This is a genomic window from Bacillus sp. CD3-5, from assembly GCF_006349665.1.
GTDB classification, from domain to species: domain Bacteria; phylum Bacillota; class Bacilli; order Bacillales; family Bacillaceae_G; genus Bacillus_A; species Bacillus_A paranthracis.
The window spans coordinates 106,711-123,975 of sequence record NZ_VEPX01000002.1; the positions used below are offsets into that span (position 1 = coordinate 106,711).

The window sequence follows — 17,265 nt, forward strand, 5'->3', positions numbered from 1 at the left end:
TGGAAGGGAACTTACTTCATAGATCGAAATCATTCAACAGGATATATATAGGAGGGATTATTTTGGAATATAAAACACCATTTATCGCAAAAAAATTAGGTGTTAGCCCAAAGGCTGTTGTCCGGATTGCACAACAATTAAATCTTACTATAGAAAAAAATAAATATGGTCACTTTATTTTTACACAAGATGATTTAGACCAAATGTTAGAATACCATCTTTCACAAATAGAGAAGTCCCAAAACACTCACCCTACTCAAAAAACATCATCAAATGATGTTGAAGAATTGAAAAATCAAGTAAATACAATTGTTCAAAACATATCATCACATGATTTTGAGCAATTAACCGCTCAATTAAACACAATTACGAGAAGACTAGATCGAATGGAAGAACAAATGCAAGATAAGGCAAATGATGTTGTTACGTACCAACTTTTACAACATCGCCGTGAAATGGAGGAAATGTTAGAGCGAATTCAAAAACTAGAAGCTACCCTCAAGAAAGAAGAACCAATCTATATTACTCCCGATACAAAGCCAATATATGAACGTGAAAAGAAACCGAAGCGCCGTAAAATGATTTTTAGTATATTTGGATTATAATTTTTAGACCCTTATTAAAATAATAAGGGTCTTTTTCATGAAGAATGATTTCATTTTAAAATCGCATTCTCTTTATTATACATATTCATTTCGTTTTATTTGGTTAACATAATATTCTTACTGTATTCTGCGATTAATGCCTGTGCATGGGCATTTCCTTGAATTACATCTCGAAATTCTTTTAAAGAATACAAATGCGTAGCCCCTTTTCGGGCATGAATTCGTACTGGTACACCTTGTAAAGTATCATGAAATTGAAATGGCTTATCTATCGGTTCAATTGGGAAACCGAGTGTTAATAAATACATATACATTCTTTTTGTAACCGCTGCGATATACCATTCTGCTTTTGTTTCTAATGCATGCATAAATAAAATAGCTGTTAGTCTTTTGAAGTGCCCTCTCCCACGAGACGTTTTCGCAATACTTAACTTGCCTATTTCATATACATTTTGCAAATCTTTCACTAAATCATTTTTAGAAAACGGATAGAAAAACTCAGAATTTGATTGTTCTGGTACCGTATACTTCATACATTCTACTGTACCGATATGATGTTCATCTTCTATTAATAAAAATCGTGATGGATTTAAATTACGTTCTACGAACATTAAGTTTCTTTCTTCACAAAAATCTCCCCACAGTTGCTCGAACCAAAAATGTTCTTCCTTTGTTTGAACACGCTGGAACATATTTCCCCGCCTTTCCCATCGCCGCTCTATTTTTGATAACGCTTTCACTATCTATCATATAAGAACAAATCTTCGTATGCAACTAAAAATATTTACGCCTTATTATATTCTGCAAAACGAATTAAATTCCATCTTAATCGTCTTTTATCCCTCATGTATCGTCCTTCTAATAACATATTTATATTACTACCAAATTCATATCTCATGGAACTTTCTTCCACACTGCATATAATTCTTCTTAATCTAAAAAAATCCTTTATAAAAAAGGATTTCTTTTACTTCTTCATGCTTTTTAACCACTTCTCAAAAATTTGTACCATTCCATGTTTCCCCGCTAATTTCTCTTCTCCTTGTTTCGTTTTATATGGATATAATTGCAAAAAAACACCGCATCCAGACTCAATTTTTTTACTATGCATATGACTTCCTGGGTATACACAAATGACTTCATAAATGGCCCTTCGATGATAGATTCGCTTTCCATCTTGTTCTTCTACATATTTTATAGACCAGTACTTATACATTTGCTCAGTTGCTTTCGTATTTCCAACGTGCTGAAAAATATTGTACATTGGGCTATACTTCACTTCAATAATAATAGAAGATTGATATACGTATTTCTCTTCCTCCTTTACATAACAGTCTAATCGAATATCTGGCTTCTTCGTGTCTTCTCCATTATAAAAATTACTCCCTTTACTTAATGCAATAAGAGGATGTGTTTCAATTAAATCATTAAATGCGACATGGACTTTCATATTATCTCGATGTAAAACTACTGTCGTTCCATCTTGTAATCCATCTACATAAAAATGTTCTTGTATTTGTTCACGAATGGAATTTCTAGCTTCAAAACCAATTTGCTCTAACATGGAAATAACGATAAAAAAAGCGTAATATTCATACACTAAAAAAGTTGGTTTATAAACAAATAATAAAGATGGAGATTGATCTGTATATTGTGGAAGTAAATCTAAATGCTGTAGTAATTGTTGATGTGGTATCGGTAAATTATATGAATTCATCTTACCTGTTTCAGAAACTTCTCTCCAAAATGGAGAATGCATTAAAGTTTGAAAGTATTGTACACTATCATGTACAAAATGCGCTAAAATTTTATATTCTTGTATCTTCATAGAACTTTTTCGTAAATCCGCCTCTTTTAGTAAATGTATATTTTTATATTTTTGTTTCTCTCTATCGGTCACTGATCCATTACGCTCAATTGTTTGTATAATCGTTTTTACAGCTTGAAATTCTTCTGATTTCTTCTTTTTTTCTCTTTCTAATATTTCAATTGTTTGACGCAAAAAATTTTCCGCTTCAAGTAAATAGAGATAAAATTGCATCGCTTTAAATTTAAGAAATGCATTTTCTATACTATTTTTTTGTTCGATAAACTTACGATTATAATATTTTGCATACGGTTTTCTTTCCGCCACTACCGCTCCTTTCCTCGTTGCTTTCCGCTCCTTTTCTTCCCATTTATATTCATGTATAAATTTTGAACTTGATTCTATTTTCTTAAAAATTTGCTTTATCTTTTTCATTTTTTGCGGCAACTTTCTAAGTAACACTAAATAAGAAGAATCTTCAATATCGCTAAGTGCAGAGAAAGTCTTTTTATAATAACCTCTATCTAAAATCAACTCATTTAAAATCGACTTCACATAGTTTTGAATCATTTCAAATTGATCATCAAAAAAATTTTTGGGAACGACTTGAAAAGCGCCATAATACGTTCGCTCTTCTATATTCACTTCAAAATGATATAAACCACAACGCCATGGATAAAAGAATTCCGTTTTTCCATGTTCATATATTAATACCTTTTGTTTTTGGTCATTTATTTCATATTTTGTCTCTTTTATATTCTTCTGTCCCTCATAGACTTTATTCCATATAAAAGTAATATTCATTGGATTTTCATAATGGTATTGCAATCTAATTGGTTTTAATTCTTGCACTTTATAAATACATTGAGCTAATGCTGTTGCAGAGGTACAAAGACGATTTAATAAAATATATTCTCCTTTTGACTCCGTTCCAATAATTAACTTTAATACAAAAGGAAACGTTTCTTTCGTATCAACGATTTCTGTTTCGTATCGTCCATCATTTTGCATAACCATACAACTCCAGTTCTCTACGCTTTTCTCTTATATATGCTAAAGAGTGTTCAAATGTAGATACTCTGTTTGCAAGTGGAGATTGCAAAAGAGGTACTAATGTTGCCCCCCTTTTTACTTCCTCTGAAAGTAAAGACCCAACCATCATTTCAGTCCCTCTTATTTTCGTCAATACACGTTGCTTTATTTGTAAATCAAATCCTTCCTCTCTACTAATCATATAAGAATGATTATTTTGGAACGGTATATTTTGCAAATAAGTAGCAATTGCATTTGCACATCGAAAAGAAATTCCCTTTGACGTATCGTGTGATGACAATACACCATGTAACTTATCTAATAGCTCTAACTCTTCTTCAGAAAACACCTCAATCATCGTTTTATTCCTGACCCAATTTATGCGAAATTCTCCTGCAGTTACTTTCAGAGGTGGTTGTAATACAACTTTCTCTTGCTCCATACACATCTCACAAAACGGAATCTTTCGTAAAGTTATTACATTCGTCCGATCTAATAATCGATCTGAGAGCTCCTTCGTTGTTTCATCAAAATTCACAGTACCAACAAATATAATATTTTCTCCAATTTCAATTGTTGGCGGAATTGAATTTTCTTTTTCTTGCACACCTTCATATAAATTTAAAATACGATTTTGTTTTTCAAGTTGAAGAACAGATAGAAATGGAGTAAACCAATGCTCAATATGTGACATATTCATTTCATCAAAAACGATTATATACAGCTGATTTTGATTTTCTTTTGCCTTCATTAACGCCCTAACTAATTTTGTTTCACTTTCAATAAAAGTACCATTTGGATGAAGGTAACCAAGTAAATCATGTGGTTCTTGATATGATGGTGAAATCGGGATCCAAACCAATTCTTCCCCGTATTGTAATCCAAGTGCTTCTGCATAAGCTTGCACAAAACGGGATTTTCCAGCACCTGGTATCCCCCCCAGAATCGTCAACATATTTGTTTTTGTACTTATATGAAAGTTATAAATATCTGTTTCATCCAGATATAGCCCTTTATTACGTACAAAACTTTTCACATACTGTAAAAAGACGGATTCACGCTCATCCCATTCCCATTCATCCTTTTGCACTTTTATTTCCTCTACCTCTACAAGCTTACCTTCTTCAGTTATTCGTTTTTTTAATTGCTCATACACATGATTGCTTACAAAATATAATTGATCTTCTACCGCTATTTCTACATACTTCATCCAATCATTAAGTTCTATATACTTACATTCCCGCTGCTGTTCAAAATATGCGATTGAACTAATTGACGATGACTTTAAAGATATATTTCCATATAACCTTCCCTCATGCCACAATAACTCAGGAGGCTCAAAGTCTTTCGGATATTTTGGCATTAGAAATGACAAATAACCATTACTAAGTTTTCTTTCTAAAGACTCTCCCTTTTTATAATCAGAAACTTTAGGTACTGGAATCATTTTATAACCGTTTGCTATTTCTCGCGCTTCTTCTGTACAAATTAACTCCACGTATATATGTCCTCTTTCATAATAGAGACGAAACATAATCAATTGCTTTTCTAGTTTTCTTTTCTTTAATTCCGAAAAGACTTTTTCATTCTTTTTATTGCTACATAAACCTTCAAATACATATGGTTCATTTTTCAATTGTTCTTGCAACGTGAATGGTATTGGCGATAGGCATTGTACAAAGAAATTCTCTCCACTCTTCTCACTCTCTGCTTTTGTAAACTTCCCAATAAACCTCATATAGTACATTCGTTTTATAAAACTTGGCTGAAGAGCTTTATGTAATTTCACCTTCGTCACCTTCTTTTTTTCATACTATTCTTAGTGTATGAAAGAAACGCAAAACTAGAAACAAAAAACCTGACGTTATCCGCCAGGTTCAAAATGAAATCGTATATTAATGAGATGGAAATGCGTTTTTCTCTTGTAAGATGGCATTATGAGCAATTTTCATTTTAGCAAGTACATATCGTAAACGATCTTCAGCGTTTTCATCTTTATGTTGCTGTAATTCCGCCAAATTCTCTACCGCACTCGCTAAATTTTCAATCACTCCTCGCAGTTCAGGATGATGATTAAAAAAAGATTCTTGCACTAACACTTTCCTTACTTCACTCGCTAAATCAACAATTCTGTTCAACTGTTCTTTTCCTTCCATTTTCATCCCTCCTGAATATCTTATGTATTAAATATTCTATAGACAAAGAAAAAAGCCCTTTAAATGAAAAGGACTTTTACATTTTTATATTTCCAGTCAATAACATATAAAGAGATGTAACAGCTGCTACAACAATTGCCCACATTACATATCTCTCTATACGAGTAAAACAACGATTTCCTTTTTCTTTTCTTGCGTACACATAAACAATGATCCCAATTCCGTATACGATTGAAACGAGCAATAAATTCTTCAAACCAGCTGCATAAATAAGCCATACAGAGTAAAGTGAAGCAATTAAAGCTAGCGAACCATTTTTCACTTTTGCATCTTTTAGTTCATTTGTAATCACTAATTTGAATTGGAATAACGCTGATAATAAATATGGTACTAAAATTGATGTTGACGCTATGAAATACATAATTTGATATGTTGACTCTGAAAACAGAACGATTATAAATATAACTTGGGCAACGCCATTTGAGATCCATAATGCCATATGCGGCGTTTGTTTTTTATTTGTTTTCGTAAAGACTTTCGGAAACACACCATCTTTTCCTGCTACATGGGAAATTTCAGAAACAAGTAAAAACCAACCTATTAATGTACCTACAAGTGAAGCAACTAACCCGATGTTAATCGCTACTGCGCCCCATGTCCCAACAACATGTTCTAATACATGTCCCATTGACGGCGTTTCTAAAACAGAAAGCTCTCCTCTTGTCATCGCTCCCATTGACAAGACAGAAATTAAAATATAAATAGACATTACTAAAATAAGTCCTAATACTGTCGCTTTACCGACGTCTCGACTATTTTTCGCTCTTCCAGATAATACTACCGCTCCTTCAACCCCGATGAAAACCCAAAGAGTTACAAGCATTGTATTCTTCACTTGACCAAGTATAGAGGAAACTGAAATAGTTCCTTCTCCCCAAAAATCATGTGTAAATGTATCCCAGCGAAACGCTGTTACCATTACAACAATAAATAATACGATTGGAACCAATTTCCCTATTGTTGCAATCACATTCATAATAGATGCTTCACGAATGCCAAATAAAATTAGAAAATGAAGTGTCCATAATAAAAGTGATGCTCCTACGATAGACGCAACACTATTTCCACCTTTAAAAATGGGGAAGAAATAACCTAATGTACTAAACAGTAACATGATTGTTGCAACGTTTCCTAAAATTCCTGCTAACCAGTATCCCCAAGCGCTATTAAATCCGATATATTCACCGAAACCAGCACGTGCATAACTATAAATTCCGCCCTCAAGCTCTGGTTTTTTTCTTGCTAACGTTTGATATACGAGTGCGAGTGGAATCATTCCCATCGCTGTAATACACCAGCCAATTATGATAGAGCCGCTATTTGCTCCTACTGCTAAATCATGCGGTAAACTAAAAACACCGCCACCAACCATTGTTCCGACTACTAATGCAATTAATGGAAAAAACCCTAACTTCTTTTCTATTTGTACCACCCCATCTGTCATTCTAGGTGTTATGCTCGTTCAACTATTAAAGTCACCTTTTTCTCTAATAGACGTTTCTCTTATATTTTTTCAGGAAAACATTACTTATTCTAAAAGAAAATGAAGAAAAATGGAATACTTTTTTGAAAAAATGTATAAGTATGCACAAAAAAAACCGTTCATTTTGTAATGAACGGTCATTTCATACATATAAATTTGTATATTTCTTGTAAAATTAACGAAGTAAATTCTCTTTTTGTAAAAATCGTTTTGCGACTTCTTCACTACTTTTACCATTCACATTTACTTCATAATTCATTTTTCGCATTTCTTCATCTGTAATCTTCCCAGATAATTTATTTAATACTTTTTCAAGTTCAGGATATTTCTGTAACGTCTCTTTTCTTAATAACGGTGCACCTTGGTATGGTGGGAATAATCCTTTGTCATCTTTTAGCACTTTAAGTCCGTATTGCTCAAGTTCACTATCAGTTGAATATGCATCAATTACGTTAACATCCCCAGATTGAATTGCACTATAACGTAGTTTCGGTTCCATCGTTTTTACATTTGAAAACTTATAGTTATATAATTTTCGCATTCCTTTATAACCGTCTTCACGATCAGCAAATTCTAATGTGAACCCTACTTTCGCATCCTGTGCAATTTTTCCTAAATCAGAAATTGTATTTATATTATTTTGATCTGCTATTTTTTTCGGCATAGCTAGTGCATACGTATTGTTATACTCCATTGGTTTCAACATAACCATACTATATTTCTTTTCCATTCCAACGCGAGCCTGCTCATATACTTCATCCCGATTTGTACTTTTTGGCTCTTCTTTCACGAATGTAGATAAAGCTGTTCCCGAAAACTCAGGGTATATATCTACTTCCCCTGATTTCAATGCTTCGAATACAAATGCTGTTTTTCCAAGACCTGGTTTTAATTGTACATGTAAATCGGTATCTTGTTCAATAAGCTGCTTATACATTTGAATTAAAATTTCAGGTTCTGATCCAAGTTTGCCCGCAATAACAATATCTTTCTTTTCTGTATTCCAAAGAAATGGAGAAGCAACCATTATACAAACAATACATATCGTCAATATAACACGCTTAGACGAACGTTTTGGACTCTCAAGTACCCGAAGTGCTATATCAAAGAATAAAGCAAGTAACGCGGCTGGTACGGCCCCTAGAATGATAAGCGCATGATCATTCCGATCGATACCTAGTAATATGAGTTTACCGAGCCCTCCAGCACCTATAAGAGCTGCTAATGTAGCCGTTCCAACAATTAATACCATTGCCGTACGAATACCTGCCATAATAATTGGTAACGCAAGAGGAAGCTCTACCTTCCACAGTCTTCTCCAACTATTCATCCCCATAGCTTTCGCTGCTTCGATTAAAGATTCATCTAACTCCCGTATTCCTGTATATGTATTGCGTAAAATAGGTAATAGTGCATACACAACTAATGCAATAACGGCCGGGATTTTTCCGATTCCTACTAACGGAATTAATAGTCCGAGTAATGCAAGTGATGGCACCGTCTGCATTACTGCAGAAGTTCCTATTATAAATTCAGCCATTCGCTCTTTTCTCGTTAATAAAATGCCAAGCGGTACCGCAATAATTACTGCAAAAAATAATGAAATAAGCGATATTTGTAAATGCTCACTTAATGCAGTTAGTAATTCTATTTTTCGTTCTTGAAACGTTTGTATAAAATTAGTCACTGTTTAGCCTCTTTTCTTCATTTGTTCAACAATATAATTGACAATATGACGACTCGTTAAAGCTCCAACATATCGACCATTTTCTTCAACTGGAACGACTTCATCAGCTCGCAGACGAACTAATGCTTCTTGTAAAGAAGTATGTAATGATAGTGCCTCTCCTTCTATCCGCATACTTTCATCAAGTGGCAATACATCTTCTATACTTTTCCCCTCATACCAAGGTCTTCCACGATTTCCAATGAATTCTTCTACAAATTCATTTTTCGGGTTATGTATAATTCCTTCTGGGGTATCTAATTGAACAACTTTTCCTTCTTTCATAACACAAATACGATCTCCAAGTGATAATGCTTCTTGCATATCATGTGTTACGAATACAATTGTTTTTTGAATCTTCTTTTGCAATTGTACGATATCCTTCTGAAGCTGTTCTCTACTTAATGGATCTAGCGCACTAAATGGTTCATCCATAAGAACGATTTTCGGGTTTGCGGCTAATGCCCGTACAACACCAACGCGCTGCTTTTGACCTCCTGACAATTCATCAGGCATACGATCGCGATATACGTCTGGATCTAGCCCGACCATCTGTAGCAATTCATCGACACGGGCTTTTGTTTTTTCTTTGCTCCACTTTCTCATTTCAGGAACAACTGCAATATTTTCTGCAATTGTCATATGCGGGAACAAAGCGATTTGCTGCAACACGTATCCTATATCCCAGCGTAATTCATTAATATTATATTGTTGAATATCTTTTCCATCGATTAAAATTGAGCCTTCTGTCGTTTCAATTAAACGATTAATCATCTTCATTGTCGTTGTTTTCCCGCAACCACTCGGACCAATGAGAACAAAAAATTCTCCTTTTTTAATTTCTAAATGCAATGAATCCACTGCTTTTGTGCCATCTTCATATGATTTTGACACTTGATTAAACTGAATCACAAATACAACTCCTTTATCGTTGTTTCCTTTATTTTGATGGAATATGGAATTCATTTCAAATGATACGCATTATTCTACAAAAAAAGAGCTCACATTTGAGCCCTAACGGTCGAACAATATTGTTTTCATTATTGCTGCATATTCACGCACATACATTTTTCTCTTAGAACGTATTGGTGTTTCAGCAGCTAATGCCTCCATCTTCATTCCTAAACGTTTTGCAATTATTTTCGTTCGATATAAATGATACGTATTGCTTACAACTACCGCATGTTTCACATCATATAAATCTATACTAAACTTTACATTCTCATACGTATTTGTAGATTGATCTTCTATTAAAATACGACTCTCATCTATACCATGTACCATTAAATAGTTCCTCATACTATGAGCTTCCGGTATATCTTCATCTTCTCCTTGACCACCTGAAACAATTACTTTCACTTCAGGATGAGAATATAAATATTCCAACGCTACATCTAACCGATTTTGAAGAGATAAAGATGGTTTATCTCCAAATAACTTTGCACCTAATATAAGAACGTATGGAGAGTGATGACTCAACTTTTCACGAGCAGCTTTCTTCATTCGAAACGTCATATAAAGGATGTATAGTGGAGGTAATAATACGATTATAAGTAAGATCCATTTGTTCATAAATAAGTTTACACTTCCTTTCTTTTTATTATATAAAAAAAGAAAGGAAGGCAGAAGTGTTTTTTAAACAATCGATTTATTAGAAATACTCGCTTCGAATTTACGTTTTGAGATTACATAGTTTATAGCAATTGCTAACGAAAGGATTAATATGAAACTTAGTAAATAAAACTGTACTATGACACCTACTTTAGAAACACCAACTGTAAACAACATTAACAATACAATTCGTATTCCTGTACCAATTAATCGGAATAGGCTGTCTACACGTCCCATTACTTCATTTGGAATTTCCTCCATCATCAATACATTTCTCGCCACTCTTGTCCCCGCATTTCCAATCGCATGAAAAATCGCTAGTCCATATAAAAATAATACGGATGGTTCGATAATCATTACGGTAATTGAAATTACATAAATGCACATCGTCATAACGATTGAAACTTCTGTTTTGACATATTTCATTATGAGTGGAATACAGATTCCTGCAACAACAGCTCCAACACCGTACATCATTCCCTCTATCGCGTATACAGAGGCATTAGCTTTAAGTATATCCGAAATATAAACTGGTATTAAATAATTTGCCATCATGACACCTATAAACGGCATATAAGTAGCAAGTAAGAACCAAAAGAGCTTAGGACGGTTTTTCATAAAGTGAATTCCTTCGAACAATTGCTTCTTAAATGTTATTTTCTTTTTAATCTCTTTTTTCTTGACATACGGTATACATAAAAATAGCAAAAATGCTCCTGCAAAAGTTAACATATCTACTAACAATATCCACTTCAAAGACACAACTTCAATTAGGAAGCTCGCGGCTGCTCCTGAAATAACTTGTGTTAACTGTCCCTGTATTTCCATCGTTCCACTTAAACTTTTATAATGTTCTGCTTGAAAAATTTCTTGGTTGAACGCAAAAATTGTAGGATAAAATAATAGATAGTAAAAAGAGCCTGCTATATAAATAAGAATATAATGAATAGAATGATAGGATTGCCCAGCAAATCCCCATATAACCATTATTCCGATTACGGCTATCCCAATACCTTCATTGCATAATAATAAAGATTTTCTTGAAAAACGATCAATACTTTGCCCGATAAACGGAGTTAACAAAAACATAATCAGTGTTGAGATGATGGAAACATAACCAAACGTTGTCTCTCCTCCACTCTCTTTAATTAACAACCATGGAATCGTTATCATTACAATACCAGAACCAATAGCTGATAGACTATTGGCCCCTAGAATGAAATACAAGCGTGAATCTTTATAAAGAGATGACATATCACTCAACCCCTAGTTGCTTTTTCACCTCTTTATATACGCTCATATATGCTTTCAATTCTTTAACTACATCATGAATTAATGGTTTTGCATCTTCCCCAAGTTCACCATCTTGCACATGTAATCCATCAAGAACAACTTGTTTTGGAATTGCATTTGCATAAACACCTCTAGCGACCGTTCGCATGCTGTTTAATGCATTTATTCCACCTTTACCGCCACCAGCAACCGCTAACAACGCAACTGGTTTATGAATAAATTCATTACTACTTAAGTAATCTAAAGAGTTTTTCAGCGCACCGCTCATCGCATTATGATATTCTGGTGTACATAATACAACCCCATCCGCAGCTTTCACTAACGTTTTTAATTTTTTCACTGCCTCTAAATCACGTTGTGACTCTTCTCCATTGTATAAAGGTAACTCCTCAATTGCTAAATCATATAATTCCCCTTCAAATTGATCCGCAATATATTTTGCCACCACGCGAGTCCTACCAAATTTTCTTGGTGTACCGTTAATAACAACTAGTTTCATGATTATTTCTCCCCTTTGTTTTCAATTTCTACTTATATATTATCAGAAATTTCTACACAAAACACAATATAAAGAGTTAACTTGTTTCATAAAATAGTATGATAAACAAAAAAGAACTCATACTTTCGTATGAGTTTCGTACAATTACTTTGTTTCATCTCTCATGCTCAATGTACCTAAACTTTCATTTGCTTTAAAATGGTTATATGCTTTTTCCGCTAATCTTTTCCGTTCTTCTGGTAATTCTATATATTTCATTACGTTTTCAATTATTTTTTCATACGGAGTAAATACAATACCTGGCCAATCTATTTCGTCCTCCGGGTTGCTATTTTCCGAAATAATAAATTTCTTATTTGCCACTGCATAAGAAACTCGAGGAGTTTCAAGAATACCAGATAAGTAAAAGTGGATATTTAATATAATTTTAGACCTAGCAATTAACTCATTTCTAACAATTCCCCATGCATTATTTTTAAAAACAATATTTAAATTCGGGGCAACGACTTTTAATTGATCCAATATAGCTTGCCGTCTTGGGTTAAGAGCACCTATAAACAGTATATCAATGTCTTCAATTAATTCTTCATCAAATGCATCTTTTTTTATTTCTAAAGTTGGTGCATAGTTCATGCCTACATGTTTTATTTCTTTTCCTACTCCTCTTTGTTTTAACCATTCTATATTTTGTTTACTATATTCCCAAATTTCCTTATCTTTTAATAACATTAAATAGAGAGGATGCGCATAAGGGCTTCCTTCATATAGCTGTTCTAAATTATAAATAATTGCATTTTTCGGAAGGAGATGTGGGCTATGTGCATATGTATGCGCTCCAAAAACAATTGTATTCCCCACATTTTCGAGTATTGTTTCTGATATGATTGCTGTATTTCCCTCTTGCTCCAATCGCCATTTCAAAGCTCGCGCAACATCTATAAAACTACCATACGTCTTTGGACATATAAACAAACAATAATCATATTCTTTATTCAAATAAGCTTCCATTAGCCTTAAATTATTCTTATATAAATCTACATCCGGATATTTCAGTAAAAGATCCTTTGCATGTTTTTTTGCTACTTTATATAGTCCAGCATAATAAGCAGCAATGCACCTTCTTAATTCAATTCTTTGCTGATGTTCATCTGATACGTCCATGTTTAACAGAAGATTTGCGATACAATACGCTTTTAAATGATCACGATCATAATAATAATCTAGTAGTGGCAACAATTCTTCATACGTATTTCCATGCACAGATTCTCCTAGTTCTAGCGCCCATCGTATTAATTCCATTATTACTCCACTACTCCTTTAACCGAAATTGTATTTAATAAAATTTCGCATTACTTTCTACCATATTTGCTATATGCAACGGTAACTCATCTTTTTTCGATTCCAAAAATTTTTGTGACACTGCACCTAAATGCTTTTTATGTGGTATATAAAAAGCATTTATAGAAATTTCATAGTCAAATAAGTAATCATACACATGATAATCTACAAATAGAAGATCATTTTTCGGAAAAGGAATTTCCTTCCCTTGCAGAGCATACATCAAAGCAATATTATTTTGAGATTTTAATCGATACATTCTTGCAAGTTGATATAATGGCTCAGCCCTAGTTGGTCTATATTCCCACGCTTTTTGAAAATAAAGAACAGCTAATGCTGTATATTGCTCTTCTTGTTTCTTAGCATTTTCTTTTTCATCCACTTCTGTTACTTCAAGTTGTTTATTTGCTGAACGAGTTGCTAATTGTTCATAACAAAATCCTATTCGCAATAACGAATAAAATACCTCTTCAACCCATCCCCCTGCTTCCACTCGTTTTTTATACCATTTAATCGAATCTTCAAATTGACTTAAATGAAAATACGTTTGGGCTAAATAAAATAAATATCTTATATGCAAATCTGGCGTAGTTTCTGGATCACTCAGCCCTTGTAACAACAGCCTCTCATCTCTTTCAAATTTATCCGCTTTACTCCCACCATCACCAGGGTCATTAACGACAAGCGTCTCCAGTCTAGCTACTCTCGTATTGTAATCCTCTCCAACTTTGGAACGATCTATATCCCAATACTCATGAGTAACACCGACTGATTTCCATGGTAAAGACGCTTTTAAAAGCCGTGTAAGCCAATACTTAATATGAATATCATATTGTAATGTAAGATAATGGTCTTCCGTTAAGCTCGTTTTATCGAAATTCGGATCAACCTCTAAAATCATATCCGCATCTAATATTAATAAATAATCTGCTTCTGGGTATGTTTTTTGCGCTAACGATACAGCTAAGCTTCTGTTATAACCAAAGTTTTTAAACGGCTCATGATGAACCGTCCCAGGTATCTCATTTTCCTTACACCAATTTTCAATAATTTCAGGCGTATGATCAGTTGATCCAGTATCACAAATAGAAACAAAATCTACAATTGATTTCGTAGCATTTAAACATCTTTCCATAATTCTAGACTCGTTTTTAACAATCATACAAAGACATAACTTTTTTTCTTCCCCTACATTCTTCACTTGCTCATTTCCCATTTAACCACCTCATATTTTTTTAACACGCTCTCTCCATATGTAACATCATTTCTTAGCTACACTGATGACATAATCATTCTTTTACTATTTATGAAAACTTCATTTTATTTATTCTTATTTTTATGTTGGGATATATTTCATGCATCGTTCCTCATGCTAAAACTATTTCTAAAAATCCTAACGTATTACCAAGTCCTAGTTTAATAGAATCAATAATCCCTGGATCTTTTGGTGAAGTTCCAATCGTAATTGCAGCTGAGCCAGGCGATATTGCACCAACGCCTACATTCGCAAGAACTCCATCACTTGCACCAATAACAACTGGAGTATCTTTACGAATCCCCATCTTTGGTGCTAATTCTGATTTCATACCCGATAAAATATATGTAGTTGGTACTGGAGTTGATAATTGTTATGTAGAAATATTTAATATTCCCAGCACATCAACATCCCAATTTAACGTTTCTAAATTGAATAACCCTGTAGCAGAAGCAATAGAATCATCAACTACGTAGCGTGAAAATAATTGATAAATCCCATACTCTTTAATAGAAATAAATTTATAAGTACTTTTATATAATTCTGGCTCCTCTTCTTTCATCCATAACAATTAGAAAATTTTTTCATCACAAAAAATAAATCCCCTTATTCCATTTCATTTACATACTATATGTAGCTTTTCCGTCCGGTAAAGTTACATAATATCCGTTTCGAAACACACTCTTTTTCTAGTTTTTAATTAACTTGTTCTTTAGCTTAATGGATATGTGGTTTGTTGTACAAACTTAAAATTTTTAGCAAGATTGCGTAATATGTTAGGGGAGAAAAAGTTTTAGATTCCTTGAGCAAATTATAATAATAGATTAAATAAAAAAACGCCATCCTTTCCTATAATTCTATAGAAAGAATAGCGTATTTTTTCATTTTAGGTAGAATTTTATTTTGTTAACTTGATGATACTGTGCTTCTATCCCACATCGTCTCTAATTTGAAAACATTTATTCCATTTAATAATCCTTTAATGAAAATAACCTAACTGACATATTCAAACAACTCTATTGACACTTAACACTACACTTCATTAAGGTACATTATTCTAAATTTATTGATGTAGTTGAGATGGACTCACTTTTTGAATTTGAACAAGTATATCAAACGCTTTACCTAATGATATATCAACTATTTTTGGTATATCAGGCCCTTCGGTAGTTACTCCAGCGAAAATTGGATGTTGTTCGTTCAACCAAGTTTTTGTCACGCCGTTTGCCTTACGTAAATCAATAAAAAATTGATCTTTTTTAACTTGTCCAAAGATGTAGTTATAACTGTTTGGATCATCCGATTTTAATATTCCATATGGGCCAAATTCACCATTGTTATTCTTGACATTGTATTGTCCTTCATAAACTGATGTTCCAATAGATACGTACCGTTTTCCGTAATACTCTGCTAAATACTGCCCAGCTACTTTAGGGTATACAAAAGGAAGCATATTTGTTTTCGAAACGTGGCCATTATGCCCCCATACAATAGTTTTTCCTAAATGTTCTTCAGTCCACTTTGCATTTTCATACATTGCGATATCATGTTTCAAATATAAATCAGATGGTTTATCAGGAAGTGACGTTAACATTGTAGTAAACTGTTCAATAATACGAGCATTTTGTTTTATCCATGCGAACTCTTTAGATTTCCCATTTAAATAACTTTTATTTTCCTCTAATAAAGTACTAATTTGTTTAGCATCTGAAATATACTTTTCTTTTTCTTCTTTCGTAAGGCTTTCAAAAGTATTCATATCCTTTGTTACAGGAATAAGACCTTTTATCTTCTCTTCTATCCTCGGCACAAGTTTTGAATTGGTTCTTTTAACATATTCTATTATATTATTATAAACATTCTCGTTTACTGATTGAATGTCCATCCCGATGATACGCACTTTAGATTTATGTTTTGGATTAGCATTATATTGCCGAATCCAATCAAGTAAATCTAACATTTCTTTCGTCTTAAATACAGGTGATAGATGCTGGCTTGGATTACCCTTACCAGTAAGAACATATCGATCAAGTTCTAAAGCTCTGTCCCACCCCTCTTCTAAAACTAGGTTGGTAAAACCCTTTTCAGATACTAAATAATTTACAATACGGTTTTTCATCGTAAAAACTTCATGAACCCCATGCGTAGCTTCACCTAAACCTACAATTGAAGCTGAACCCACCATATTCTTAAATGGTTTTAAATCATTAAAAGGTGTATTTGGATTTGTTGTTTTTAAAGGCTTCGCGTGCATTTCTAACCATTCCGCTATTTGATTTTTATTGTAGGGAGCTGTAACAGAAACTCCTGTTTTAGAGTCTGCATAAGTACTTCCTACAAAATTAGTCAGTATTATAGCAGAAACACCAAGTGCAGTAATCATTTTCTTTTTCATAAAAC

At 33.3% G+C, this 17,265-nt stretch carries 16 protein-coding genes; 1 reads left to right on the forward strand and 15 read right to left on the reverse strand.

All coding sequences use genetic code 11. From position 1 onward, the window contains the following. The first annotated feature begins 62 nt into the window (after positions 1-62). Positions 63-605 (forward strand): chromosome-anchoring protein RacA, encoded by a 543-nt coding sequence (gene racA / locus FH036_RS05580; RefSeq protein ID WP_000456006.1) that lies wholly within the window; start codon positions 63-65, stop codon positions 603-605. Positions 606-700: 95 nt separating this feature from the next. On the opposite strand, the gene FH036_RS05585 is transcribed toward racA, so the two are convergent. From FH036_RS05585 to FH036_RS05650, 15 genes are all read right to left on the reverse strand, one after another. Further along, complete coding sequence (locus FH036_RS05585) at positions 701-1,297, reverse strand: hypothetical protein (protein ID WP_000487805.1); 597 nt, start codon at positions 1,295-1,297, stop codon at positions 701-703. A 275-nt stretch (positions 1,298-1,572) separates the two neighbouring features. Continuing rightward, positions 1,573-3,423, reverse strand: a complete 1,851-nt coding sequence (locus tag FH036_RS05590) for a hypothetical protein (protein ID WP_044790686.1) — start codon at positions 3,421-3,423, stop codon at positions 1,573-1,575. Beyond that, positions 3,413-5,233 (reverse strand): AAA family ATPase, encoded by a 1,821-nt coding sequence (locus FH036_RS05595; RefSeq protein WP_000766183.1) that lies wholly within the window; start codon positions 5,231-5,233, stop codon positions 3,413-3,415. The genes FH036_RS05590 and FH036_RS05595 overlap by 11 nt, the downstream gene beginning before the upstream one ends. A 106-nt stretch (positions 5,234-5,339) precedes the next feature. Next, positions 5,340-5,600, reverse strand: a complete 261-nt coding sequence (locus tag FH036_RS05600) for a hypothetical protein (RefSeq protein WP_000398576.1) — start codon at positions 5,598-5,600, stop codon at positions 5,340-5,342. A 76-nt stretch (positions 5,601-5,676) separates the two neighbouring features. Continuing rightward, positions 5,677-7,104, reverse strand: coding sequence for an arginine-ornithine antiporter (gene arcD / locus FH036_RS05605; RefSeq protein ID WP_000129464.1), 1,428 nt, complete (start codon positions 7,102-7,104; stop codon positions 5,677-5,679). A gap of 214 nt (positions 7,105-7,318) precedes the next feature. Continuing rightward, entirely contained in the window at positions 7,319-8,830 is a 1,512-nt protein-coding gene (locus tag FH036_RS05610) for an ABC transporter permease/substrate-binding protein (RefSeq protein WP_139895489.1), read from the reverse strand. Between the two features lie 3 nt (positions 8,831-8,833). Then, entirely contained in the window at positions 8,834-9,781 is a 948-nt protein-coding gene (locus tag FH036_RS05615) for an ABC transporter ATP-binding protein (protein WP_139895490.1), read from the reverse strand. Positions 9,782-9,883: 102 nt separating this feature from the next. Further along, on the reverse strand, positions 9,884-10,441 hold the full coding sequence (locus FH036_RS27005; RefSeq protein ID WP_044790689.1) for a YdcF family protein: 558 nt from the start codon (positions 10,439-10,441) through the stop codon (positions 9,884-9,886). Between the two features lie 63 nt (positions 10,442-10,504). Continuing rightward, positions 10,505-11,734, reverse strand: a complete 1,230-nt coding sequence (locus FH036_RS05620; RefSeq protein WP_044790690.1) for an MFS transporter — start codon at positions 11,732-11,734, stop codon at positions 10,505-10,507. 1 nt (position 11,735) lies between these two features. Next, complete coding sequence (locus FH036_RS05625; RefSeq protein WP_000780354.1) at positions 11,736-12,272, reverse strand: NADPH-dependent FMN reductase; 537 nt, start codon at positions 12,270-12,272, stop codon at positions 11,736-11,738. Positions 12,273-12,416: 144 nt separating this feature from the next. After that, positions 12,417-13,571, reverse strand: a complete 1,155-nt coding sequence (locus FH036_RS05630; protein WP_070805930.1) for a CgeB family protein — start codon at positions 13,569-13,571, stop codon at positions 12,417-12,419. Positions 13,572-13,605: 34 nt separating this feature from the next. Further along, the gene (locus FH036_RS05635; RefSeq protein WP_000526212.1) at positions 13,606-14,826 is read right to left on the reverse strand and encodes a tetratricopeptide repeat-containing glycosyltransferase; all 1,221 of its coding nucleotides are present in this window, start codon (positions 14,824-14,826) and stop codon (positions 13,606-13,608) included. Positions 14,827-14,977: 151 nt separating this feature from the next. Continuing rightward, positions 14,978-15,196: a hypothetical protein gene (locus tag FH036_RS27540; protein ID WP_139895491.1), complete on the reverse strand. Its 219-nt coding sequence runs from the start codon at positions 15,194-15,196 to the stop codon at positions 14,978-14,980. 42 nt (positions 15,197-15,238) lie between these two features. Next, entirely contained in the window at positions 15,239-15,427 is a 189-nt protein-coding gene (locus tag FH036_RS27545) for an FGGY family carbohydrate kinase (RefSeq protein WP_002036301.1), read from the reverse strand. Between the two features lie 501 nt (positions 15,428-15,928). Continuing rightward, complete coding sequence (locus tag FH036_RS05650) at positions 15,929-17,260, reverse strand: erythromycin esterase family protein (protein ID WP_139895492.1); 1,332 nt, start codon at positions 17,258-17,260, stop codon at positions 15,929-15,931. Positions 17,261-17,265: the final 5 nt, after the last annotated feature.